This is a genomic window from Kribbella sancticallisti (assembly GCF_039530625.1).
In the GTDB taxonomy this organism is placed as follows: Bacteria; Actinomycetota; Actinomycetes; order Propionibacteriales; family Kribbellaceae; genus Kribbella; species Kribbella sancticallisti.
This window is the reverse complement of the sequence record NZ_BAAAOS010000038.1, coordinates 1-21,363: the sequence shown is the minus strand read 5'-3', so window position 1 is coordinate 21,363 and position 21,363 is coordinate 1. Positions and strand designations below refer to the sequence as shown.

Annotated in this window: 23 protein-coding genes; 6 read left to right on the top strand and 17 right to left on the bottom strand. The window is 69.3% G+C overall.

All coding sequences use genetic code 11. From position 1 onward, the window contains the following. Nucleotides 1–9 precede the first annotated feature (9 nt). The 6 genes from ABD255_RS26115 to ABD255_RS26090 form a co-directional block, all read right to left on the bottom strand. On the bottom strand, nucleotides 10–924 hold the full coding sequence (locus ABD255_RS26115) for an SPFH domain-containing protein (RefSeq protein ID WP_344218439.1): 915 nt from the start codon (nucleotides 922–924) through the stop codon (nucleotides 10–12). A 99-nt stretch (nucleotides 925–1,023) separates the two neighbouring features. Next, entirely contained in the window at nucleotides 1,024–2,355 is a 1,332-nt protein-coding gene (locus tag ABD255_RS26110) for a family 43 glycosylhydrolase (protein WP_344218437.1), read from the bottom strand. A 167-nt stretch (nucleotides 2,356–2,522) separates the two neighbouring features. Further along, a complete protein-coding gene (locus ABD255_RS26105; RefSeq protein ID WP_344218435.1) occupies nucleotides 2,523–3,218 on the bottom strand; it encodes an aminotransferase class IV in 696 nt (231 codons plus the stop codon). Continuing rightward, entirely contained in the window at nucleotides 3,215–4,567 is a 1,353-nt protein-coding gene (gene pabB, locus ABD255_RS26100) for an aminodeoxychorismate synthase component I (protein WP_344218433.1), read from the bottom strand. Before pabB ends, ABD255_RS26105 begins: the two co-directional genes overlap by 4 nt. 21 nt (nucleotides 4,568–4,588) lie before the next feature. Beyond that, nucleotides 4,589–5,362 (bottom strand): class I SAM-dependent methyltransferase, encoded by a 774-nt coding sequence (locus tag ABD255_RS26095; protein ID WP_344218431.1) that lies wholly within the window; start codon nucleotides 5,360–5,362, stop codon nucleotides 4,589–4,591. 74 nt (nucleotides 5,363–5,436) lie between these two features. Then, nucleotides 5,437–6,150: an iron-dependent transcriptional repressor DtxR gene (locus tag ABD255_RS26090; protein WP_425554527.1), complete on the bottom strand. Its 714-nt coding sequence runs from the start codon at nucleotides 6,148–6,150 to the stop codon at nucleotides 5,437–5,439. 74 nt (nucleotides 6,151–6,224) lie between these two features. On the opposite strand from ABD255_RS26090, the gene ABD255_RS26085 reads away from it, so the two are divergent. From ABD255_RS26085 to ABD255_RS26070, 4 genes are all read left to right on the top strand, one after another. After that, complete coding sequence (locus tag ABD255_RS26085) at nucleotides 6,225–7,535, top strand: cryptochrome/photolyase family protein (RefSeq protein ID WP_344218427.1); 1,311 nt, start codon at nucleotides 6,225–6,227, stop codon at nucleotides 7,533–7,535. A 130-nt stretch (nucleotides 7,536–7,665) separates the two neighbouring features. Next, on the top strand, nucleotides 7,666–8,070 hold the full coding sequence (locus ABD255_RS26080; protein ID WP_344218425.1) for a GntR family transcriptional regulator: 405 nt from the start codon (nucleotides 7,666–7,668) through the stop codon (nucleotides 8,068–8,070). Then, complete coding sequence (locus ABD255_RS26075) at nucleotides 8,067–8,957, top strand: ABC transporter ATP-binding protein (RefSeq protein WP_344218423.1); 891 nt, start codon at nucleotides 8,067–8,069, stop codon at nucleotides 8,955–8,957. The genes ABD255_RS26080 and ABD255_RS26075 overlap by 4 nt, the downstream gene beginning before the upstream one ends. Further along, entirely contained in the window at nucleotides 8,954–10,006 is a 1,053-nt protein-coding gene (locus ABD255_RS26070) for an ABC transporter permease (RefSeq protein WP_344218421.1), read from the top strand. The genes ABD255_RS26075 and ABD255_RS26070 overlap by 4 nt, the downstream gene beginning before the upstream one ends. Here the strand turns inward: ABD255_RS26070 and ABD255_RS26065 are convergent. The 6 genes from ABD255_RS26065 to ABD255_RS26040 all read right to left on the bottom strand — a co-directional run bounded on the left by ABD255_RS26065 (nucleotide 9,963) and on the right by ABD255_RS26040 (nucleotide 16,047). Next, nucleotides 9,963–11,276, bottom strand: coding sequence for an APC family permease (locus ABD255_RS26065; RefSeq protein WP_344218419.1), 1,314 nt, complete (start codon nucleotides 11,274–11,276; stop codon nucleotides 9,963–9,965). The two genes, ABD255_RS26070 and ABD255_RS26065, sit on opposite strands and share 44 nt — an antisense overlap. 117 nt (nucleotides 11,277–11,393) lie before the next feature. Continuing rightward, the gene (locus ABD255_RS26060; protein ID WP_344218417.1) at nucleotides 11,394–12,230 is read right to left on the bottom strand and encodes a class II fructose-bisphosphate aldolase; all 837 of its coding nucleotides are present in this window, start codon (nucleotides 12,228–12,230) and stop codon (nucleotides 11,394–11,396) included. 33 nt (nucleotides 12,231–12,263) lie between these two features. Then, nucleotides 12,264–13,175 carry a 1-phosphofructokinase family hexose kinase gene (locus ABD255_RS26055; RefSeq protein ID WP_344218416.1) on the bottom strand — a complete coding sequence of 304 codons (912 nt, stop codon included), beginning with the start codon at nucleotides 13,173–13,175 and terminating at the stop codon, nucleotides 12,264–12,266. Nucleotides 13,176–13,179: 4 nt separating this feature from the next. Further along, nucleotides 13,180–14,310 (bottom strand): N-acetylglucosamine-6-phosphate deacetylase, encoded by a 1,131-nt coding sequence (gene nagA / locus ABD255_RS26050; RefSeq protein ID WP_344218414.1) that lies wholly within the window; start codon nucleotides 14,308–14,310, stop codon nucleotides 13,180–13,182. After that, nucleotides 14,307–15,257, bottom strand: a complete 951-nt coding sequence (locus ABD255_RS26045) for an ROK family protein (protein WP_344218706.1) — start codon at nucleotides 15,255–15,257, stop codon at nucleotides 14,307–14,309. The genes nagA and ABD255_RS26045 overlap by 4 nt, the downstream gene beginning before the upstream one ends. A 148-nt stretch (nucleotides 15,258–15,405) precedes the next feature. Beyond that, nucleotides 15,406–16,047 carry a TetR family transcriptional regulator gene (locus ABD255_RS26040; protein WP_344218412.1) on the bottom strand — a complete coding sequence of 214 codons (642 nt, stop codon included), beginning with the start codon at nucleotides 16,045–16,047 and terminating at the stop codon, nucleotides 15,406–15,408. Between the two features lie 183 nt (nucleotides 16,048–16,230). Between ABD255_RS26040 and ABD255_RS26035 the strand changes: the two genes are divergently transcribed. Next, a complete protein-coding gene (locus ABD255_RS26035) occupies nucleotides 16,231–16,950 on the top strand; it encodes a hypothetical protein (protein ID WP_344218410.1) in 720 nt (239 codons plus the stop codon). 12 nt (nucleotides 16,951–16,962) lie between these two features. Here ABD255_RS26035 and ABD255_RS26030 read toward each other — a convergent pair whose 3' ends face one another. Further along, nucleotides 16,963–17,721 (bottom strand): SGNH/GDSL hydrolase family protein, encoded by a 759-nt coding sequence (locus tag ABD255_RS26030; RefSeq protein WP_344218408.1) that lies wholly within the window; start codon nucleotides 17,719–17,721, stop codon nucleotides 16,963–16,965. 163 nt (nucleotides 17,722–17,884) lie between these two features. On the opposite strand from ABD255_RS26030, the gene ABD255_RS26025 reads away from it, so the two are divergent. Beyond that, a complete protein-coding gene (locus ABD255_RS26025; RefSeq protein ID WP_344218406.1) occupies nucleotides 17,885–18,280 on the top strand; it encodes a hypothetical protein in 396 nt (131 codons plus the stop codon). A 7-nt stretch (nucleotides 18,281–18,287) separates the two neighbouring features. Here the strand turns inward: ABD255_RS26025 and ABD255_RS26020 are convergent, their stop codons facing one another. The 4 genes from ABD255_RS26020 to ABD255_RS26005 form a co-directional block, all read right to left on the bottom strand. After that, nucleotides 18,288–18,908, bottom strand: coding sequence for a CGNR zinc finger domain-containing protein (locus ABD255_RS26020; RefSeq protein ID WP_344218404.1), 621 nt, complete (start codon nucleotides 18,906–18,908; stop codon nucleotides 18,288–18,290). Between the two features lie 3 nt (nucleotides 18,909–18,911). Next, the gene (locus ABD255_RS26015; protein WP_344218402.1) at nucleotides 18,912–19,859 is read right to left on the bottom strand and encodes an SPFH domain-containing protein; all 948 of its coding nucleotides are present in this window, start codon (nucleotides 19,857–19,859) and stop codon (nucleotides 18,912–18,914) included. After that, nucleotides 19,859–20,152 carry a hypothetical protein gene (locus ABD255_RS26010; protein ID WP_344218400.1) on the bottom strand — a complete coding sequence of 98 codons (294 nt, stop codon included), beginning with the start codon at nucleotides 20,150–20,152 and terminating at the stop codon, nucleotides 19,859–19,861. The genes ABD255_RS26015 and ABD255_RS26010 overlap by 1 nt, the downstream gene beginning before the upstream one ends. A 311-nt stretch (nucleotides 20,153–20,463) precedes the next feature. Further along, complete coding sequence (locus tag ABD255_RS26005) at nucleotides 20,464–21,192, bottom strand: TetR/AcrR family transcriptional regulator (protein WP_344218398.1); 729 nt, start codon at nucleotides 21,190–21,192, stop codon at nucleotides 20,464–20,466. Nucleotides 21,193–21,363: the final 171 nt, after the last annotated feature.

Genomic DNA, 21,363 nt, shown 5'->3' with positions numbered 1-21,363 from the left:
GAGCCGGGCTCACTGGTAGAGCGAACCGGTGTTGACCACGGGCTGGGCATCCCGGTCACCACACAGCACCACGAGCAGGTTGCTCACCATCGTCGCCTTGCACTCCTCGTCGAGCTCGACCACGTTGTGCTCGGACAGCCGGTCCAGCGCGAGCTCGACCATGCCGACCGCGCCTTCGACGATCCGCTGCCGGGCCGCCACCACGGCACCGGCCTGCTGCCGGCGCAACATCGCCTGGGCGATCTCCGGCGCGTACGCCAGATGGGTGATCCGGGACTCGATCACGTGCACCCCGGCCGCCTGCACCCGGGCCCCGATCTCGGTCGACAGCTTCTCGGTGATCTCGTCGGTGCTGTCCCGCAGCGACATCCCGCCCGCCTCGTCGTGCACGTCGTACGGGTAGCTGTTGGCGATGTGCCGGACCGCGGTCTCGGTCTGGATCGCGACGAACTCGACGAAGTCGTCCACCTCGAAGGTCGCCTGCGCGGTGTCCTCGACCTGCCAGACCACCACCGCGGCGATCTCGATCGGGTTGCCGTCGGCATCGTTGACCTTGGCAACGGCGGTCTCGTGGTTGCGGATCCGGGTCGAGATCTCCCGGCGGGCGGAGATCGGGTTCACCCAGCGCAGCCCGTCGGTGCGGATCGTCCCGGCGTACCGGCCGAGGATCTGCAGCACCCGGGCCCGCCCCGGCGAGACCGGCGTCAGGCCGGCGGCCAGGATCGAGCCGACGACCAAGGCGGCGCCACCGAGCACGGTGAGCACCGCCTGACCCGCGTCGATTCCGACGATGAACACTGCGATCCCGCCCACCACCAGCACGAACGCCAGACCCGCCATCGGCCAGCCGTTCAGGTCCCGCGCCGGGCGCTCGACCACCTTCGGCTTGGGCATCTCCACCATCACATCGACCTCGGCGCTCATCGTCCGACCCCACTTCCGTCGCGTCTCACTGTCTATCGCAACGGTAGCATAGTGATATCACTTTTTGCCAAGCGCCGGTGCCGCGGTACTTCGAGCAGGTCAGCTTCGCCCGTTGCGGCGCTGGACGTACAGGCGGTTGCCCTGCGGCCCGGTCCATTCCAGCCGCACGACACCGGGTACGGCGGCGTCGGCGACGCGAGACGGGTCGGACCAGTAGCCGACGTTCGGGTTGCGGAAGAACGTCGCCCACAGATGGCCGCTGCGATCGGTGAAGAAGTTGTTGTGGCCGGCACCGACACCCGCGGTCCATCGCTCGGAGTACGGGCCCTCGAAGCTGTCCGAGACCGCGACGATCGCGTCGTACTGGTACTGCGTACGGCCGGGGCCGGGTGGATCGTACGCGTGCCGCGTGCTGCCGTCAGGGTTGGTCGATGACCGGTCCCACGCCGCCTGGACGAGGTAGTACTTGCCGCCGTGCTTGAACACGTAGGCGCCTTCGAGATACGGCTCAGGGGTGTAGCGCGTCTGCTGGAACTTGGGGAGGTTCGTCGTCACGACGATGTCCTCCATGTCGTCCCGGAATTTCGCGTACAGATCGTTGTGCAGCACGAGCCACGCATCGTCTCCCTCGCTGTACAGGCCGCCGTCGATGTGGTGGTAGGCGCCGGGCTGGATGAACCTCGGTCCGCCGATGAACGAGTCGCCGAAGGGCTTCTCGAGGTTGCCCTCGACGAGCCGGTACGGGCCCTCGACCCCGCCCTCGCTCACGAGCATGAACGAACCGACCTTGCGCGAGTGGTCGCCCATGCACGCGACGATGTACCACGTGCCGCGGACGTAGTGCAGTTCCGGGGCCCACGCCTGGCCCCGTTTGCCGAACTGATCGTCGTACCAGTACTCCTGCCAGGGAGCGACGACGGTGCGTCCGGGCTTGTTCTCGCCGACGAACTCGGGGGACCACACCTTGCCCTTCTCGGCGCCGGGCCGGAAGCCGGTCGTGTCGGCCAGCCTCCACGGCCCGCGCAGGGACGGGGACAGCCACACGAAGATGCCGTCGTTCCACGGACCGGCGGCCTCGAGCCCGGGCACGCGACTGGTGCCGGTGGCAACGTAGATCGGACGACCGTCGACGACGAAGCAGTTGACGTAGGTGTCCCGCATCCAGACCTGGCCGCGCTCCTCGTCACGGGGACGCAACTCGAGCGGGAGGATGAAGGAGTTGTCCGCACGGGGCCACAGGTCAAGCCGGGTGTCCGCCAGGCCGTACGGCTCGAGGTCGGGCCAGTTCGACGGGTAACCCCGCATCGATGCGACCTCCGCCGGCGCCGCCTGCGCGGCGGCGGCAGGCAGTGCCGCCACCCCCACGGAGCCGATGACTCCAGCCAGCAAGGACCGTCGGTGGAGGTTGAACCCGTGCTCGGAACCGGTCATCAGTCACGTACTCCTTCGTCTTGCAGGACGACTGTGCCCCGCCTGGGAGGAGACGCTAGCGACACTCATTTTGACAGTGAAGAGATGACAAAAAGGTTCTTGGACGCGCCTACGCAGCGGCCTGGGACCGGACCGACGCGTACTGCGCCCCGATGGCGGGCCGCCGGTCAGATGGGTTTGGCAAGGTCGAGAAGGGATCGTTGCCAGCTTGCCGCCACGGACAGCGGGAGCGGGTCGATGGGGTCCGAATGCCAGGCGTGGACCGGGCGGATTCCGTGCAGGGCGTTGACCAGCCAGACCTCGTCGGCGTCGGCCAGTTCGGCGGCGGTGCGGGGGCGTTCGGAGACTTCGGTACCTCGCTCGACCGCCAAGTTGCGGAGGAGATGAGCGGTCACCGACGGGAGGATCGGCAGCGTGGACGGCGGGACGCAGAGGGTGTCTCCCTCCCACCAGACCAGAGCCGAGTAGGCGCCTTCCAGGGCGATGCCGTCCTCGTCGACGAGCAGAACCTCGTCGGCGCGGTCGGTCGAGGCTGCCTCTGCTCGAAGCTCCGCCAGCACCTCCAGGTCGGGGCCCTTCACCCGCGGGTTGGTGCGGGGATCGCGGCGGACCGAGGCCCGGATCCGATCACCCTGCGGCGGGGCCGGCCGGAGCTGGACGGCCAGGTCGCCGGTCGAGGCGAGCTCGAACCGCGGGAACCACCGGCCGAAGCCGGGGAACCGCCCGACCTGGTCGTCGAAGAACGCCCCGGCCTCGACGCCGAGCGCGGTACAGGAGGTGGTGAAGCGTTCGCGGTGCAGCTCGAGGCCACGCACCTTGCCCCCCGCCACCAAGAAGGAATCTGCCACCTGCAAAGAAGTCATTCGGTCCGCCCCTGGATCGTTGCCGTTGCCTTCAGCACCATTTCGTCGTACTCCGCGGCCGGATCGGAGTCGAGCACGATCGCCCCGCCGGCCCCCACCACCGTCTCGTCCGGCGTCATCACCGCGGTCCGGATCACCACACTGAGGTCGGCCCGGCCGTCCACGGTCAGATAGCCGAGCGCCCCCGAGTACACCCCGCGCGCCGACCACTCCAACTCGTCGAGCAGTTCCATCGTGCGGATCTTCGGCGCGCCCGTCATCGACCCCGGCGGGAAACACGCCCGGACCGCGTCCAGCGCGTCCACGTCCGCGCGCAACCGCCCGCGGACGGTGGTGACCAGTTGATGAACGGTCTGGTAGCTCTCGACGGCCATCAACCGCGGCACCTGGACCGTGCCCGGTTCGCTGACCCGGCCGAGATCGTTGCGGATCAGGTCGACGATCATCAGGTTCTCGGCGCGCGTCTTCTCGTCCTCGGCCAGCGCCTTGGCGACCAGCTGGTCCTGGGCCGGATCGGCCGATCGGGGTGCCGTCCCCTTGATCGGGCGGCACTCGGCCCAGCCCTCCGCGTCCACCGTGAGGAACCGCTCGGGCGACGAGCTCGCCACCGCGAGGTCGCCGTACCGGAGGAAGGCGGAGTACGGCGCGGGGTTGCGCGACCGCTGCCACAGGTAGAACTCGAAGGGGTCCTCGACGGCGGGCAGGCGAACCCGGTTGGTGAGGCAGACCTCGTACGTCTCCCCCGCCTCCAACGCGGCCATGCACGCGTCGATCCCGGCGAGGTAGGTCTCGCGATCCTGCTCCAGGTGCGCCTCGAGGTCCAGCGCCGCGACGGCGGGCTCGGCCTGCCCGCTCATCCACCAGCTCGCCGCGCAGGACTCGGCCCGGTCCAGCCACCTGGCCGCGGTGGAATCCTCAGGCGGATGAACCGCGACGAGCAGCGAGCGGTCCTCGTCGTGATCGATGACCACGAAGCGGTCGGCCCACATCCACAACGCATCGGGAGTCGGCGCCTGGTAAACCGCCTCGCCACCAGTGAGGGCCTTCAGCTCATACCCGAAGTAGCCGACGTAGCCGCCGCTGAAGACCTCGTCCAGCTCAGCCGGTACTGCGCCCTGTCGCGCCGCCAGCAACTCCCGCAGCTCGGCGAAAACGTCACCGTCCGCCACATCCCGGACGATGACCTCTTCCGTCGTCGTCCCGAGCACGGAAACACGCCGGACGCCACGGTCGGTCAGGCTGCCGTCGAGCCAGAAAACGGCGGGCTCGTCCGCGAGCAGTTCGCGGTAGATCGTCTCGCCACTCAACGCACCGTCGACCGCACGGACGGACCAGGTGAGAGCAGGCACAGCATGAACGGTACAGAGTGCTCAGGCGAGAGCGACCTTGGTCCGCATGGCGGTGATCCGGCGGATCGGGATGGCGACTTCCAGGCCGTCGCGGGACTCGGCGCGCTCCGCGAGCCAGCCGGCGGCAGCCTCGCGGCGGGCGTCGGAGGTGCCCGGGAGGTAGAGGGCGCCGATCAGCCGCCGGGCGTCGTCGATCGAGCGGACGGTGTACGCGTAGCGCTCGCGCTGGCTCTCCATCACGTCGAACCCGGCCCCGCGGAGTTGGTCCTTCAAATCCTTGATCTCGCCGCCGGCCGGGAACTGCGGCGTCGACCGCAGCCGGGTGGTCAGGCTGGTCAGCGTGCGGAGGTCGCTGCGGCGCAACGGCCGGACGGCCGGCACGGTCGCCGCGAGCACGCCGCCGCGGCGCAGTACGCGGGCTGCCTCGGCGAGGACGTCGGGCAGCGGCTGCAGCACCGCCAGCCCCATCGAGCAGGTGACGACGTCGAAGGCCTCGTTCGCGAACGGCAGGTGGAGGGCGTCCGCCTGCACCTTCGGACCGGGGGCGCCCGCGACCTGCCTGGCGTTGTTGTCCAGGCTGACGACCCAGCGGCCGTAGAGCTCACGGGCCACCGGCCCGTTGCCGCAGGCGAGGTCCAGGACCCTTCGGGCTTCTCCGGATACGGCTCGGACAAGCCAGCGGTAGGGCGTGTGGTCCCCGGCCACAGCTCGTGACAGCAGGGCTTCAGTGCTGCCCGGGGTCGCGGTGTGGAACTCCCGCAGGTACTCCGGCCAGTCGATCTCGTTCTCAGGCATCGCGGACAGACGTTACTGCCTGACCACACTCAGTACAGCATCGAGCGCTCGCTGTGCCGGTTCTTAATGGAGTCTTAGACCAAGCTGACGAAGATGTGGCCCGCGGTCTCGTCGCTGATCACGCCGCCGGCCTCGCGGCTGCCGACCAGGACACCCTCGGCGTCCAGCGTCGAGTCGACCTCGCGGCCGGGCAGCGCGCCCGCGCGGCGCAGTACGGCCATCGCGTCGTCATCGGTCTGCACTGGCTCGGCGATCCGCCGGACCAGCACCCGGACGCTCTCGCCGGTCGCCTGGTCCAGCACCTTGTCCAGCGGCTCGACGCCGATCCGGAAGTCGCCGATCGCGGTCGCCTGGCCGTCCTTCTGCAACTCCTCCAGGCCCGGGATCGGGTTGCCGTACGGCGACTCGGTCGGGTTGTCGAGGATCTTCAGCAGCCGCAACTCGACCGCGTCGCTCATCACGTGCTCCCAGCGGCAGGCCTCCGCGTGCACGTCCTCCCACTCCAGGCCGATCACGTCGACCAGCAGCCGCTCGGCGAGCCGGTGCTTGCGCATCACCCGGGTCGCCTGCATCCGGCCGACCTCGGTGAGCTCGAGGTGCCGGTCGCCCTCGACCGTGACGAGCCCGTCGCGCTCCATCCGGGCCACCGTCTGACTGACCGTGGGGCCGGACTGGTGCAGCCGTTCGGCGATCCGCGCGCGCAGCGGCAGGATGCCTTCCTCTTCCAGTTCGTAGACGGTCCGCAGGTACATCTCGGTGGTATCGATCAGCTCGCTCACGACAACCATTCTCACCTATCAGGCAAGCCTTACCCAATCCTTTCAAGCGGCCGGCAAACTTGTGCATCCAGCAGGATGGGCGGATGGCCGGCGCGGTGATGTGGTTTCGGCGGGATCTGCGGCTCGCGGACAATCCGGCTCTGCTGGATGCTCTGGCGGCGGGCGACGGTCACGTGCTCGGTTTGTTCGTGCTGGATCCGGCACTGTGGGACCCGGCCGGATCACCTCGGCAGAACCACCTGGTCGCTTCCTTGCGGGCGTTGTCGGACTCGATGGGCGGCAAGCTCGTCATCCGTCGGGGCGATCCGGCGCAGGTGGTTCCCGAACTGGCCGAGGAGATCGGCGCGGTCAGCGTGCACATGGCCGCGGACTACGGCCCGTACGGGCAACGCCGCGACGCCGCGGTGGAGAAGGTGCTGGGCTGCCCGCTCGTCCGCACCGGATCCCCGTACGCCGTCGCGCCCGGGCGGATCCTGACGCAGCAGGGTTCGCCGTACCAGGTGTTCACGCCGTACTTCCGCGCGTGGCTCGAGCACGGCTGGCGGGGGGCGGTGGGTACGCCTGCCGACGTCGAGTGGATCGGCAAGAGGAGTGACGCCCTGCCGCAGACCGGGGTCGCCGCCGAAGGAGCCGGCGAGAAGGCGGCGCGCGAGCACTGGCAGGACTACCTCGACCAGATCGCGGCGTACGACGCCGAGCGGAACCGGCCGGATCTGGACTCGACCTCGCGGATGTCGGCGCCGTTGAAGTACGGGGAGATCCATCCGCGGACGATGCTCGCGGATCTCGCTCGGCTGCGAAGTGCGGGCGCCGAGGCGTACCGGCGGGAGTTGGCGTGGCGGGAGTTCTGCGCGGACCTGCTGCTGCGGAACCCGGAGGCGGCGTGGAAGCCGCTGCGTGCCGAGTTCGAGAAGATGGAGTACGACGAACCGGGCGAGGCGTTCGATGCCTGGTGCAAGGGAATGACCGGGTATCCCATCGTGGACGCGGGGATGCGGCAACTGGCGCGGAGCGGGTTCATGCACAACCGGGTCCGGATGGTGGTCGCGTCGTTCCTGGTGAAGGATCTGCACATCCATTGGAAGCACGGCGCCCGGTGGTTCCTGCGGAATCTGATCGACGGTGATCTCGCGTCGAACTCGCTGAACTGGCAGTGGGTGGCAGGGTGCGGCGCCGATGTGGCGCCGTACTTCCGGGTCTTCAATCCCACGACGCAGGGCCTGAAGTTCGACCCCACCGGCGCTTACGTCCGCCGCTGGATCCCCGAACTCGCGGATCTGTCCGGCAAGTCCGCCCACGAACCGTGGAACCACGACACGGACTACCCGGACCCGATCGTCGACCACGCCGAAGCCCGCCTCGAGTCCCTCCGCCGCTACAACGCCATCAAGTAGTCGCAGGCGCTCACCTCGATCAACGTCCGCGAGCTTGCTCGCGTTCTCAGCCATGGGCTGACGTTCAGTCATCCACCGACCCTTGACCCCGTGCTGTCGCATAGGGGTATTGTACTAGTTAACTAGATGAATGGGGTTGGAGATGATCGAGTTCCATCTGGACGGGCGGTCGGGGGTGTCGCCGTACCAGCAGATCGTTCAGCAGGTGAAGAACGCGTTGCGGCTGGGCCTGTTGCGCGAAGGGGATCAGTTGCCGACGGTGAAAGACGTGGTCGGCCAACTGGCGATCAACCCGAACACCGTGCTGAAGGCCTACCGCGAACTGGAGCACGAAGGGCTGGTCGCGGCGCGGCCCGGGCGCGGCACGTTCGTGACGCGGACGCTGACCGATCACAGCCTCGCCGCGCACGGGCCGCTGCGGCAGGACCTGCAGCGGTGGCTGGGCAAGGCCCGCAAGGCCGGGCTGGACGACGAGAGCATCGAGGCGTTGTTCATGACAACCTTTCGGACCGCCGCTCAGGAGGACATAGCATGACCACCGCCCTGAGAGCCCAGGGTCTGGGCAAGAAGTACGGCCGCCGCTGGGCGCTGACCGACTGCACTCTGGATGTCCCGTCCGGCCGCGTCGTCGGCCTGGTCGGCCCGAACGGCGCCGGCAAGAGCACCCTGCTGAACCTGTCGGTCGGCATGCTCACTCCGACGACCGGCGGCATCGAGGTGCTCGGCGCTCCGGCCGGCGGCGAGCAACTGTCCAAGATCGGCTTCGTCGCCCAGGACACCCCCACCTACGCCAGGCTGAGCGTCGCGGACCATCTCAAACTCGGCGCGCGGCTCAACCCACGCTGGGACGATTCCCTTGCAGAGGCGAGGATCCAGCGCCTCGGGCTCGACCCGAAGCAGCGGGCCGGCAAGCTGTCCGGCGGCCAGCGGGCCCAGCTCGCACTGACCCTCGGCGTCGCCAAGCGCCCCGAACTGCTCATCCTCGACGAACCCGTCGCCGCGCTCGATCCGCTCGCCCGTCGCGAGTTCTTGCAGGACCTGATGGAGGCGGTCACCGAGCACGAGTTGAGCGTCATCCTGTCCTCGCACCTGGTCTCCGACGTCGAGCGTTCCTGCGACTACCTGGTCGTGCTGGTCGACTCGCGCGTCCAGGTCAGCGGCGACATCGAGACCCTGCTGGCCACGCACTACCGGCTGACCGGCCCGCGGCGCGACGAGAAGTCGATGCCACCGAACCAGTACGTGATCTCGGCCAGCCACACCGATCGCCAGTCGACCCTCCTGATCCGCACCGACGAGCCGATCCTCGATCCGGCCTGGACGGTCTCGCAACTCACCCTCGAGGACGTGGTGCTGGCCTACATGGGCCGCTCCAGCTCCGCTCCGCAGAACAACCGGCCCGTGCTGGAGGTACAGCGATGATCTGGCTCACCTGGCGGCAGTTCCGCCTGCAGGCGCTGGTGGTCGTCGGTGCGGTGGCCGTGCTCGCCGTCCTGCTGGCGGTGACCGGCCCCGGCCTCGCCGACGACTACCAGCGGTACAGCACCGACTTCCTGAACCAGCTCCGGTTCGACCGGATCAACGAGTACCTGTACATCGCCGGCCAGATCGTGGTGTACGCCGCTCCCCCGGTGATCGGCGCGTTCTGGGGTGCGCCGCTGATCGCGCGCGAGCTCGAGGCGGGCACCCATCGGCTGGTCTGGAACCAGAGCATCAGCCGGACCCGCTGGCTGGTCACCAAGCTCGCGGTCACCGGGCTGGGCGCGATGGCTGTCACCGGGTTGCTCAGTCTCGCGGTGTCGTGGTGGGCCGACCCGATCGACGACGCGATCGGCGCCGGTCAGACGTCCGGGATCTACAACGTGCCGCGGCTGCTCCCGCCGGTCTTCGGCGCCCGCGGCGTCGTGCCGATCGGCTACGCGGCCTTCGCGTTCGCGCTCGGGGTCGCCGTCGGACTGGTGGTCCGCCGCAGCGTGGTCGCGATCGCCATCACCCTCGCGGCCGTGATCGCGGTGGAGATCATCTCGCCGATGTTCCTGCGACCGCACCTGATGACGCCGGTCCAGACCCACGTGGTGGTGACGACCGACAACATGCGCGGGCTGCAGTTGTCGGGCCCGGAGGAGAACCCGGAAGTGATGCGGGTCGAGGCGCAACTGCCGGGCGAAGGCAACTGGAAGCTGTCGGAGGTGACGGTGAACTCGGCCGGCCAGGCGCAGAAGACCTTGCCCAGCTGGGTCGCGGACTGCGGACCCGGCGGCCCGAACGCCACCGCGGAGGAGACCAGGGTCCGGCCGCCGTTCAGCACCTGCTTCCAGCGGCTGGCAGATGAGGGCTATCGGCAAAAGATCAGCTACCACCCGGCCGATCGGTTCTGGGCGCTGCAGTGGAGGGAGACCGGGCTCTTCCTCGCACTGGGCCTGCTGATCACCGGTTTCTGCTTCTGGCGGATCCGTCGCGACCTGTCCTGATCAACCGGGCCAGCATCGCCAGCGCCAGCAGTACCGCGCAGGTGACGGCCGAGGTCAGCGGCAGGCTGACCGCGAGCAGCAGACACCCGGCCAGGCCGAGCACGTTGACGAAACGGGGCCATCGACGATGCTCGGCCGGCTGGGTGAAGGCCGCGGCGTTCGCGATCGCGTAGTACAGCAGGACGCCGAAGGAGGAGAAGCCGATCACGCCGCGCAGGTCGGTGGTCAGCACCAGTACTCCGACGATCGCGGCCAGCGCGATCTCGGCGTGATGCGGCACCTGGAAGCGCGGATGGACCGCGGCGAGCCAGCGCGGCAGGTCGTTGTTGCGGGCCATCGCCAGGGAGGTCCGGCCGATGCCGGCGATCAGCGCCAGCAGGGCACCGAGGCTGGCGAGGGCCGCTCCCACTCGAACGATCGGCTGGGCCCAGGCCGCGCCAACCGCCTCGACGGCCGTGGCGAGTGGGGCCGAGGAGGCCGCGATCCGGTCCGGGCCGAGGGCGAGCAGAAGGCTCACGCCGACCACTAGGTAGATGCCAACAGCAATGAAGAGGGCGATCAGGATCGCTCGCGGGATGGCCCGGGCGGGATCGCGGACCTCCTCGCCCATGGTGGCGATCCGCGCGTAGCCCGCGAAGGCGAAGAAGAGCAGACCCGCAGCCTGCAGTACGCCGTACGGGCTGGTGGTTGCGGTCCACTTGGTGATGGGATCCGTGTCGGGTGAGACCAGGAGGAGAACCACCACAGTCGCCAGCACCAGGAGGGTGCAGGTGACGAGGATCTTCGTGAGGGTGGCGGTTCTGGTGACACCGCGGTAGTTGACCGCGGCCAGGGCGATCACCGCGGCGAGCGCGGCCAGACGCTGGCCGATCTTGTGGTCGGGGATCGCGTACGTGGCGAAGGTGAGCGCCATCGCGGCACACGAAGCGGTCTTCCCGAGCACGAAGGCGCAGCCGGCCGCGTACCCCCACCACGGGCCGAGCCGCTCCCGCCCGTAGGCGTAGGTGCCGCCCGAGACTGGGTAGACGGCCGCGAGCTGGGCCGAGGCGGCCGCGTTGCAGTAGGCAACCACCGCTGCGATGACGAGTGCCACCAACAACAAGGCGCCGGCCGCGCGAGCAGCCGGCCCCCACACCGCGAACACGCCGGCACCAACCATCGACCCCAGCCCGATGACCGCCGCATCCCCCACCCCCAACCGCCGAGCAAGCCCAGCATCCCCGGCGCCGGAGCCGGGCTCGGGGCTGTGCGGCTGTTGTGGATCAGTCACCGGCGGCCATCGCCTCGGCGATCTTTTGTTCGGCATCAGCGACCACATCCTTTGGGTGCTTCCGGCAGCAGGTCGGCCCACAGTCCGCGGAGCGTGGATCCGCGGGAACTGCTCTCTCTAGACGGCCTTGAGCAGGGTCAGCAGGCGAGCCACCTCGGCGGCGACCGCAGTACGGGCCGGGCCTAGGTACTTGCGGGTGTCGACCAGGTTCGGCTGGTCGGCGAGGATCTCGCGGACCTTGCCGGTGAAGACGTTGTTGAGGTGGGTGGCGATGTTGACCTTGGTCATGCCGGCCTCGACGGCGCGGGTCAGGTCCGCGTCGGCGACACCCGACGAGCCGTGCAGCACCAGCGGCACCGGTACCGCGCTCCGCAGCCGGCCGATCAACTCGAAGTCGAGCTCGGCGGTGCGCTCCGTCATCGCGTGCGACGAGCCGACCGCGACGGCGAGCGCGTCCACCCCGGTCGCCTCGGCGAAGGCGAGCGCCTCGTCCGGGCGGGTCCGGGCGCCGGGCGCGTGGACGCCGTCCTTGCCGCCGACCTCGCCGATCTCCGCCTCGACGAAGACGCCGTGGTCGTGGCAGAAGGCCGTCACCTCGGTGGTCGCGGCGACGTTGTCCGCGTAGTCCAGCTTCGACGCGTCGAACATCACCGAGGTGAAGCCGAGGCCGACCGCCTCGGTGACGAGGTCGCGGTCCATCGCGTGGTCGAGGTGCACCACGACCGGTACTTCGGCGGCGGCCGCCGCGGCCAGGGTGGCGACGGCGATCGGCTTCAGCGCGCCGTGGTACTTCACCGCGTTCTCACTGATCTGCAGGATCACCGGCGCGCCGACCTGCTCGGCTCCGGCGATCAGCGCGGTCGCGTGCTCCAACTGGATCACGTTGAACGCACCGACTCCCCGGCCGTCCTTGGCGGCGGCCAGTACGACCTCGGCTCCGGAAACCAGCGGCATGCGAAACTCCCTTGTCCTGGTGGTGACACACCACTAAAAGCTCTGAACGGCGACCTGCGGCTGCCACCGCCGGTACGCCTCGACGTCGATGTCCCCGGCAACAGGTGTCAGCACGGCCGCGGCGGATACGGCCACGGCGGACTTCAGTACTTCGGCCCAGTCGGGCTCGGGGGATTCGGCGACAGCGGCCGCGACGACCGCAGTACAGGCATCTCCTGCGCCGGTGGGATTTCCCGCGACCTGCTCGACCGGTGCGGCCCGCCAGACACCTTTATTGCTGGCAGCAACCATTCCGCGAGCGCCGTCGGTGATCACGGCAGCGGTCGCACCGGCGGTCACCAGCCGCCGGGCGCCTTCCTCCACGCTGAGCTCACCCACGGCCGCGCGCAGTTCGGCGGCGTTGGAACGGACGATCGCACCCGCCGTCGCAGCCGCCATCAGGGCATCACCGCCGACATCGATCACCGACAGTACGTCGTGATGCCGCGCCCGCACGGCGATCTCCGCATAGGCATCGGCGGGCAGGCCGGGCGGCAGACTGCCCGAGCAGGCGAGCACTCCCAGCCGTCCCCACGGCATCCGATCGTGGAACGCCCGCCACTCGTCAGCCGAGATCTCTGGTCCCGCCTCGTTGAAGACGGTGGCGTCGCCGTCAGCTCCGTTGACGATGGTGACAGTCCTGCGCGTCTCGCCCCTGATCGGAGTGAGCAGAGCGGTCAGGCCGGCGTCGAAGAGTTCCTCGGCGACGATCTCGCCGGTCTGTCCGCCGACGAACCCGAGCGCGAGCACCTGATGCCCGAGCGTCGACGCAACCCGAGCGACGTTGACGCCCTTGCCGCCGGCGCGCTGCCGAATGCCGGTGACCCGGTGGCTCCCGCCGACGACTAGGTCGTCGACGCGGTACGTGACGTCCAGCGCCAGGTTGAGGGTGACCGTGCCGATCATCGGATCAGTCCAGCCACGAGCCGGCCCGCATCACCTTCTGGACGGTGTAGTCCTCGTCCAGAAGCACCAGGTCGGCTCGCTTGCCGGTCTCGATGCCGCCGACGTGGTACCAGCCGAACGCCTCGGCGGGCGTCGTCGACGCCATCCGGGAGGCGTCCACCAGCGAGACGCCGGCCTTGACCGCGTTGCGGTAGGCGACGTCCATCGTCAGCGTGCTGCCGGCGATCGAATGGGAGCCGTGGGCCAGCGTCGCCAGCCCGTCCTTGACGTCCACCTCGAGGCTGCCGAGCTGGTACCGCCCGTTGGGCATCCCGGTGGCGACCATCGCGTCGGTGATCAGCGCGATCCGCGACACCCCCGCTGCGGCCAGGGCCACCCGGACGACCTGCGGATCGAGGTGCATCCCGTCGTTGATCACTTCGAGCAGCAGGCGCGGATCGTTCAGCGCGGCACCGACCGGCCCCGGGTCACGGTGGTGGAACGGCCGCATCCCGTTGAACAGGTGGGTCGCCACTGTCGCCCCGGCGTCGGCGCCCGCGATCATCTGCTCGTACGTCGCGTCGGTGTGCCCGAGCGCGGCGACCACGCCCGCGTCGACCACCTGGCGGATCGCGTCCAGCCCGCTGGGCAGCTCGGGGGCGATCGTCACCATCTTCACCGCGTCGCTGAGCACCTTCGCCACGTCACCCTCGATCGGGTCGCGCAGCAAGGTGGGCTCGTGCGCCCCGCAGCGCGCGGCGGACAGGAACGGACCCTCCAGGTGCACGCCGGCGATCACGCCGTCGGTGACCAGGTCCGCAAGACAGGCGGTCTGCGACACGAGTTCGTCGAGCGGTCCGGTGACCAGGCTCGCCAGCGTCGTGGTGGTGCCATGCTTGGCGTGGAACGCCGCGACCTTGCGGGCTTCCTCGGGATCGGTGGTCGAGTACGTCGAACCGCCGCCGCCGTGGGTGTGGATGTCGACGAAGCCGGGCACCACCGTCACGTCGCCGAGGTCCTCCGGCCGCAGCCCGTCCGCGGGCATCCCCTCGGACCGCCGGCCGTAGGAGAGGATGTCGCCGTCGGCCACCTGGAGCCAGGCGTTCTCGAGCACATCGTCCGGGGTGACCAGCCGCGCCACCCGATACGTCGTCATACCTGCTGCTCTCCAGTCTCGTCAGCGGTCACGCGGTCCCAGGCCATCAGCGCAGCGCCGAGGCACCCGGCTTCCTCACCCAGTACGGCGGCGACGATCTCCGGCTCGCGCTGGAACGTCAGCCGCGCGTGGACACCTTCGCGCAAGGGCGCCAGCAGGGTCTCACCGGCCCCGACCAGGCCACCGCCGATCGCGATCCGGGTGGGCGCCACCAGTGTCGTGTAGAGCACCAGGGCATCGATCAACGCCTCCAGCGCTTCCGACCACACGGCTGCGGCATCCGGATCACCCTGGGCGAGCAGTTCGAGCACCTCACGCGCTCCGTCGACCGCCTTGCCCGTGCGTACGCCGTACCGGCGGGCCAGCGCGGCGGCGGATGCCACGGTCTCGAGGCAACCCCATTGACCACAGGCGCACAGCTCGGCGGCGTCCCCGTGGACGAAGCGCGTGTGGCCCAACTCCCCTGCGTATCCGTCGCCGCTGACGAGCGATCCGTCGACGACCATGGCCGCGGCGATACCCGTGCCGAGCGGCAGGAACAGGGAGTTCGTCGTACCGGTGAGTGCGCCCTGGCGGAGCTCGGCGTAGCCGCCGGCTCGGACGTCATGGGCGAGCACGACCTTCTGGTCCGGCCCGACCGCGGCCTGCAACTCGGCGCGGACCGGCGTACCGGCCCAGGCGAGGTTCTCGGCGCCGACCGTGCCGTTCTCGGCGTCGATGATGCCCGGTACGACGACGCCGACCGCGCGCACGCGGTGACCGTCGGCGGCGGCCTTCTGCTCCAGTTCGACGACGGTTTCGAGCAGCGCATCGAGCACGGCGCGGCCCCCGCCGCGTCGAGGAGGAACAGTCCGGGGAGTGGGCCTGGTCTCGCGGTGCAGCACGGCACCGTCGGCGGCGACCAGGCCGCATTTCATCCGGGTTCCACCGAGATCGACGGCAACCACGACATCACAGGGGTCCACGGAGCGCCATTATGCAGCGTTACCTGCCAGTTCGAACATCCGTGAGCATTTACTGGACAGTCCGAGGAGACCACCGGGGCCTCTGGTCAGCTCCGAACAGCCCAGTGTTCACACCGTGCGCGCGCCGGCCTCAGCTGCGCAGCCCCCGGTCGAAAGCGGCGACCAGGAAGGCGATCAGGTTCTCCGCCAGCTTGCCCGCGTCCTCCCCCGCATCGAGGTCCGCGGTCTCTGCCCCCGGAGCCCGGCTCAGGGCTTGGGACTGGTGCAGCGCGAGCAGCCCGAGCATGTTCACGTAGCCGAAGGCGACCGACTCGGGCGCCGCTCTCGGCAACGCGGCCTGCAGCGCCGCCAGGTACCGCGCTTCGACCGGATCGGACTCGGCCGCGTACAACTCGCGGATCCGCCGGCTCGGGTCGAACGCGACCCGCCCGATGAACCGCGCGACCACCGGGCCGCGCTCGCCGCGGCGCAGGACCAGATCGAGGCCCGGCTCGACGAAGGCGCGGATCAGTTGCTCGGCGGTCGGCTGGCCCTTGGCCTCCAACTGGTCCAGCCGGCGCCGGCGTTCGGTGTTGACCGGCGCCATCGCCCGTGCCACCGCCGCGCGCAGCAGGGCTTCCTTCGAGCCGAAGTGGTAGTTCACCGCCGCGATGTTCGCGGCCGCCGCGACCGTGATGGCTCGCAGCGAGGTTCCTTCGTAGCCGCCCTCGCCGAACCGTTGCTCGGCGATGTTGAGCAGCCGTTCCCGGGTCGATTCCACGGGTGTCTCCACAGAGTTCTCCTTCCCCCCGGCCACCGCTCGCTCAGGCACCCCACCTGCTCACGCGCCGTAGCCTGCAGTCAGCATAGTTCAAACGGACGTTTGAATGAGAGTGGTCAGGGCAGTAAATCTGCAAACAAGCTCGGAAATCACGGGAATCCCCCCGGATCGACACACCAGTTAGGGTCTTCAGCCATGACCACGCGAGAGGTACTGCGGATCGCACCGCGCTTCAGGGGGCCCGCCCAGTCGGGCAACGGTGGCTACGTAGCGGGCCTGGTCGGTAACGCAGTATCATTGGCCGAGAATGAATCTCCCCGGGTCCGGCTGCTGCTGCCGCCTCCGATGGAGGTCGATCTGAACCTGCTGGCCGACGGGCAGACCGTACGGCTGACGGGACCCGACGCGGCGGTCGCGGAGGGGAGCACGGTCTCCACGGACACGCTGGCCGACGCCACGATCGACCCGGTCGGGCCGGACCAGGCACGCGCGGCGGAAGCGCAGTACCGGGGGTTGGTCCATCATCCGTTCCCCGGGTGCTTCGTCTGTGGGCCTGAGAACGCCGAGGGACTGCAGTTGCGGCCCGGACCGGTCGGGGACGGCCGGACGGCGTGCACCTGGCATCCGGCGGCCGACCTGGCAGAGCCGGTGTTCCTGTGGGCCGCGCTGGACTGCCCGGGTGGCTGGTCGATCGATCTGGAGGGACGCCCGTCGGTGCTCGGGCAGATGAGCGCCTGCGTCGACGCCCGGCCGCCGGCCGGCGAGCCCTGCGTGGTGATGGGCCGCGTCCTGGCCGAGGACGGCCGCAAGACCCACACCGCCAGCACCCTGTACGACGCCGACGGCCGTGTCCTGGCCCGCGCCCGCCACACCTGGATCCTGGTCGACCCGGCGCTGTTCAACCAACTGGCCTGATCGACCGGCGGCCTAGCCTCCCTCGGCGGTCTTGCCGGTGGATCTGGCGGTGGCGAGGGCCTGGACCATCAGGTCGTTGCGGGCAGCCTGGCCCAGCGGGACCGAGGTGTGCAGGCCGTCGCGCAGGTAGAGGCCGAGGCGGTTCGGTTTCGCGGCCAGGTACTCCGCCCACCGGACGATCCGCAGGTTCGAGTGCCGGCGCTGCGCGTCGGCGAGTTGGACGTTGACCCAGGCGCTGTTGCGCTGGTCGGCCAGTTGCACGCTGACGGTCTTCGCGGCGCGGACCACCTGGACGTTCACCCAGATCATCGTCCGGGTCGAGCCGATCAGGTCCATCGCCCGATCCACCTGCCCGGCGACCGCGGGCGGGCTGAAGATGTCGTTGGAGCCCATCGCCATCAGGATCCGGCGCGGCAAGCCGTAACTCTGCTTCCACCGCGCGAGCGCGTCGACCGCCGCCGAACTCGGCTGACCCGACCAGTTGTGTACGGCCAGCGCGTCCCCGGTCCGCGCCGCCAGTCGCTGCGCCAGCGTCTTCCCGTCCTGTACCGCGAGGCTGTCGCCGAACATGAACACGCCGTCGGTGTCCAGCACCCGCTGGATCTGCGCCTCGGTCGAGATCGCCCGGACCAGGTGCTGCCACGGCCCGAGATCGCCGGACCCGAACGGCCCGGCGGCGGCCGTCTCGGTGGTCGCCACGGCCGACGCGGCCACCACGGCGCCACCCAGCAGGAACTGCCGCCGATTCGGGCCCCGCCAGCGATCCGCCACACCCGAAACTCTGCGTTTTCAGTCGATCGTTTGACAAGCACCCGATCACAAATCGTGACCATTGTGGGGCCGGAGGGAGGTCGGTGTCCGCTCAGCCGGTCCAGGCTTGTCACCCGCCGCTCCACCGGCGATGGTGGACCCACGGGAAGGAGTTGAGTCCGCCGTGAAGTACGAGATCGTCGTCACGCCCGGGGATTCGGTGGAGCTCGTCCTGGCCGACGACCTGCCGTTGCTGAAGGCCGCCCTGAAGGACTGCATCGGCACTCATCCCTGCCGGAGCGAGGCACCCCCGACCTACTGGATCGACCGGGCCATCAGGTATCTGGAACTGCGGCTCGAGGACAGCGGCAAGGAACCGCTTGCCTCCGGCAACGCGACCTACCTGCAGGTGCGGGACGGCATCGTCGAGGCGCGGTACGAGTTCGCGCCCGACGACGATCGCTTCGACGCGGTCCCGGCGGAGGAACTGCTGGGCCTACTGCGCGACTGGCGCCGGCGGGTGGCCAATCGCCCGCATCGGGTGATCCGGCCGAGAAGCCGGCAGATCCCGCTGCTCTGACCGAGCGTCACCTGGTCCGGGCCGCGTGCGCACGCACCTTGGCGCGGTTGCCGCAGGTGGCCATCGAGCACCACCGCCGGCGGCCGCGCGGGTCCAGGAAGAGCCAGGTGCAGCCGGGGCAGCGGCGGATGTGGTCGCGGGACGAGCCGGTGAGCAACTCGGAGGCCAGCAGGGCGAGCTGATCCAGAGGAAGGCCCAGATCCTCCGGCAGGTCCCACGAAGCCCGGAGCCCCAGCCCAGAAGCCGGTACTGCGACCAGCCGCCGGCGCCCGGTGGCTCGTTCGATCGCGCGTGCCACCGCGTCGAACGAGCCGGTCGCGCCCGGGTTCGTCAGTACGTCGTACAGGTCGGCGCGGAACTCCCGGGCCGCGTCCAGTCGCCGGGTGGCGTCCGTGGGTTTGACCGCGGCCTGCTCGATCAGCCGGAACACGCTGGCCGCCGGCAGCAGCCCGACGTACCCGTTCCAGATCACGAAGGCCTCGTACGACGTGAGCCACTCGCTCCGCGCGGGGCCGGATCCGTCGAAGTCCGAGCGGGTGTTGAGGAAGTCCAGGACGGGGTCCGCGCCGATCGGTTTGGGCAGCACGACGCCCTGGACCAACTCGAGGTGGGACGGCAGCGCGGACACCGGTCAGCGCGGCGTCTGCGCCGGGGTCGGGACCGGGATGCTGACGTTGCCGTTCTGCGGGATGACCATGAACTGGATCTTGCCCGACTCGATCGCGGATTTCAGCAGATAGCCCTGGGCGCCGAGCATCGCGACCTGCTGCTTGACCGACTGGAGCTCGACGTTGACCTGCTGGTTCTTCTGTTCCTGCGCCTGCCTGGCCAGCTCGGCGCGCTGCTTGGCCTCGAGGCCGTCGATGATGCCCTTGTCCAGCGGCGTCGGCTTCTGGATGGTGAAGGACAGCTCGCCGCAGGCGTTGTTGCCGGTGTAGGCCGGGCCACAGAAGTAGTCGCCGCCGACCGCGGCGGGCAGCAGCCGGGTGAACTCCTTGGCGGCCGCGGTCTGGAACTGCGCCTTCTTCGACTCGTTGTTGTAGAGCTCGGCCCAGGCGTACTGCGTGCCGACGGCGGCCAGGGCCCGGTCGATCTGCGGCCGGAAGTAGGACTGCAGCATGAGCGCCCAGCCGTCCTCCTCGTAGGCCTCGGTCTTGAGGCCGATCCGCTCGTGGAACGGCTTGATCACCTCTTCGCTGCGGTTCAGGGTGAAGTAGACCTGGACCCGGACGCCGAGCCGGACGTTGTCCTTGCTGACCACGGTGACCTCGTCGGCGTTGTCGGTGTCCGCGCCGGCGCCGCCGATGATGTAGGACCGCTGGTCGATCGGGTAGGCGTAGATCTTGTCGCCCGGGCCGATCAGCTTGTTGGTGGAGCCGGGCGGGATGATCGACTTGAACTTCTTGTCCTCGATCACGCCGCCGCCGTAGTGCAGACCGATCTTGTTCGCGTCGGTACTGGCGAAGTTGAAGAGGCTGAACAAGATGATCAGCGCGATCACGCCGACGATCACCCCGCCGACGATCTTCCCCTTCGTACTGCCGCCCTTCGCGACCGCGGTCGCCCCCAGCTTTGCCATCAGTGGTCCAGCTCCTTGCCCTCGGTGAGCCGCCGGATGTCGGCGAGCGTCAGGTCGGCGGTCAGCGCGACGTCGCGCGGGACCGACGGATGGGAGCTGAGCGTACGCAGGCCCTGCTCCGCAGCCGCGACCGCCTTCTCGAGCGCCCGGACCTCCTGCATCAGCGCCTTGGTCTCGCTGTTCAGCCGGGTCACGATCCGCTCCGCCTCGACGGCCCGGCGGTACGACGACCACGCGAACCAGGCGGTTCCGATCAGCAGCACGATGACGGGTAATCCGAGCCTGAGGACCATCTGCCCATGGGATCACGGATCGCCGTTCATCTGTCGGCGAAAACTGGTTGAACGCGAGAACCGGGCGACGTAGGTTTTGGGTACACGCGAAGGGAGGTGGTCCAACGCATGACTTGCTATCGGACTCGTGAGGTGGCGGCGGGCTAACCGCCAACCACTGTTGTTAGTGGGCAAGTGGCTAGTCAGTACGACGCCGGCCACCGGATCCGCGGGTAGTCAGGAAAGTCCGCCTGACCCTGAGTTCGACCACCCGGTCGTGTCTCCGGAAGCGCCCGCGGGTCTCTTTTTTTGCCCTCTTCGGGCAGCTTGGCCTACTCCGGCAGCGGGCAGTCCAGGCCGAGTGCCTCGCCGATCTCGAAGATCTGCGCCTGGAAGTAGGCGCCGGCGTCCTCCAGCGCCCAGTGCAACTGGCCGAACACCTCCATGCAGATCAGCCCGTAGAGCCTGGTCCAGTAGTTCAGCGCGAGGTAGACCGCGCCGGCCGGCATCCCGTCGAAGTACTCCGACTTCTGCCGCAACTGCTCGACCAGTTCCGGACCGAGCTGCTCGTCGGCCGGAGCCGGGAACGGCTGCTGGTGCCAGACCTGAGCGACCAGGTCCTTGAAGACGGCCCCGAACCTCATCGCTGCCTGGTGGCTCGGGGTCAGGTCGTGCCCCTCGGCCAGCGGGTTCGGCACCGGCGCCCCGAACAGCAGCCCGAACTCGGCGGGGTGGGCCCGGGCCCAGTCGCGGAGTCCGCCGGCGACCAGGAACAGCTTCTCGCCGAGATCCGCGTCGGGGTCGCCGTCGCGCAGGGCCACCAGGGTCGCGGTCAGTTCGTCGTACAGGTCGGCGATGACGGCGGAGATCAGGTCCTCGTGGCTGGCGAAGTACCGGTAGAGCGCGGGGGCGCTGAGGCCGAGCTCGCGGGCGACCGCCCGCAGGCCGAGTGCGGACGCGCCACCCTCGACGAGCAGCTTGCGCGCCGCCGCCTTGATCTCGACGACCGTCGCGGCCCGCTGCCGGTCCCGCCGGGTCGTCCCCGTCGCACTGAGTTCCACGAACACCTTCCCTGATCTGCCTTGACAAGCAGACCCTAGAGCCGTTTAGAGTTTACACCGTTAACTGTTAACGGTGTTCACCAAAGCGACCACTGTTCAGCGCCTTGTCAACGTACGCCCTGGGAGGGCTTTCGTGTTCGAGACACTCGGCCGGTTCACCTACCGGCGCCG